Source organism: Enterobacter sp. SENG-6, assembly GCF_001605945.1.
Lineage (GTDB): Bacteria > Pseudomonadota > Gammaproteobacteria > Enterobacterales > Enterobacteriaceae > Enterobacter > Enterobacter cloacae.
Map to the genome: position 1 here is coordinate 1 of NZ_LOMM01000064.1, position 1,546 is coordinate 1,546.

Annotated in this window: 4 protein-coding genes; all 4 read right to left on the reverse strand. The window is 44.7% G+C overall.

Going from position 1 to position 1,546, the window contains the following annotated elements:
- Nucleotides 1-65: 65 nt before the first annotated feature.
- The 4 genes from AX755_RS25950 to AX755_RS24945 all read right to left on the reverse strand — a co-directional run bounded on the left by AX755_RS25950 (nucleotide 66) and on the right by AX755_RS24945 (nucleotide 1,460).
- A complete protein-coding gene (locus AX755_RS25950; RefSeq protein WP_269446824.1) occupies nucleotides 66-194 on the reverse strand; it encodes a hypothetical protein in 129 nt (42 codons plus the stop codon).
- Nucleotides 195-487: 293 nt separating this feature from the next.
- Nucleotides 488-808, reverse strand: coding sequence for a TA system toxin CbtA family protein (locus AX755_RS20460; RefSeq protein WP_040117033.1), 321 nt, complete (start codon nucleotides 806-808; stop codon nucleotides 488-490).
- A gap of 33 nt (nucleotides 809-841) precedes the next feature.
- On the reverse strand, nucleotides 842-1,207 hold the full coding sequence (locus tag AX755_RS20465) for a type IV toxin-antitoxin system YeeU family antitoxin (RefSeq protein ID WP_032620726.1): 366 nt from the start codon (nucleotides 1,205-1,207) through the stop codon (nucleotides 842-844).
- Nucleotides 1,208-1,238: 31 nt separating this feature from the next.
- Nucleotides 1,239-1,460 (reverse strand): DUF987 domain-containing protein, encoded by a 222-nt coding sequence (locus AX755_RS24945; protein ID WP_032620724.1) that lies wholly within the window; start codon nucleotides 1,458-1,460, stop codon nucleotides 1,239-1,241.
- Between the last annotated feature and the right edge of the window lie 86 nt (nucleotides 1,461-1,546).

Consider the following 1,546-nt stretch of genomic DNA (forward strand, 5'->3'; position numbering starts at 1 on the left):
GTGTTAGTGTTAGACATATATTCAAGCCTATCTCTTATCTGGAGATACAGCTACTGTCTGGTGTTTCAGGGGGCTACATCATCAAGATAAGCTGGTGTTTCTTTTGGAAAAATCAACTTTCCGAATAAGTTCTTATCATGAATTCTAAGTTCAACGTGAAAATCCATTTCACAAGAAAAATCAATCTCATCCATTCTTATCCCTTTATCATTGCTTGAGGGGTTTAACTGTGAGTAGGACCACTGGTTATGATTCAGATTTATTATTCTGATATCTTAGTTTTACAATAAGAAGAGAGGTAAACTCAACCTTTTTACAAAAGGAAACTGGATGATTTGATAAGTGAGCATAGCATTTTTGGCGGAGATCACAGGAGTCGCATTTGGTGATTAATCATGTTGAATTTATTGATTATTTTACTATGCGGTTTACTGACATGCCCCCGATTATGCCCCCACATGTTTTCCTTAATGATCAGTTGGCTGATTTATGAGCGTTTCAAGCCAAGGTTGTACTGTGCCCGATGAACATCCAAAGATGTTATCCAAGGTTCTTGATCCTGCCAGGAGAAACCCTTCTGGTCAATGCGCACAAGCTCGAATCGTTCCACAAGGAAATTAACAGCATCAGTAAGATTCACTCCAGCCTCTATATGTTCCTGAATCGTCGTATCGTTACTGAACGGTGTGTCGTTGATCGTGAGGCCGTAATGATGCTCTAAAATATACGTTAATAGTTTTTGCCAAACTTGGACAGGAGACAGGCGTGACGAAACCGTCACCGTTGCCGGTACAGTTGAAATATGCATGAGTTGAGTCCCTGATAAAAGAAGAGGAAGGTGTTATCTGGTTAGAGCTGACTGGGGATATATGGCAATGTAAACGTAGCCATGAGAGCCGAGAGTGTCAGCTTCACAAGTAAGTCCGTTGTGATGCCGTGTGACGCAGTGCTGGCTGCGAGGATCAAGCTCGCCAGCCGTCAGCATCCGCTCAAGCTGTTTCATCATCAGTGGAAATGCCTGGTCCAGACGCAAAGCTTCATCGTCACTGAATGAGCCATTAAATCCTGCCCGGTCAGCCAGAAAGTATAGGCGGTTGCTTTCCTGTACCAGGCGAGCGCCGAAGCACGGCGTGATATTACGTTTTAATTCCCACTGAAGGCAGGATGTGTTCTCCGCCGATGTGCCGGATATGGTGGTCGACTGCATTAATATATTCCTTAATGACTGAGTGGGATGATTAGTTCGCCGTCACGCAGCGAAGAATAGCGTACGGGCCTGCCCGGTCCTGACGACGTTCAACAAAAACAGCGAGTACGCCGCTGATATCCTGAACTTCACGTCCATAGTAATGGCATACACTGCCATGCCACTGGTAGTGACCTGTACAGAAGGCAGATAGCCTGGATTCGGCATGCTGACGATAAATATGCATCGCCTGGCGCTTACTGATAATTTTCATTCTCTGTTGTGGTCAACTAAAACTGGCCACCGCGTTAGAGTTTTTCCAGTATCGGTTTTCTGATTCGTTTGGTGGTAACCCACCAT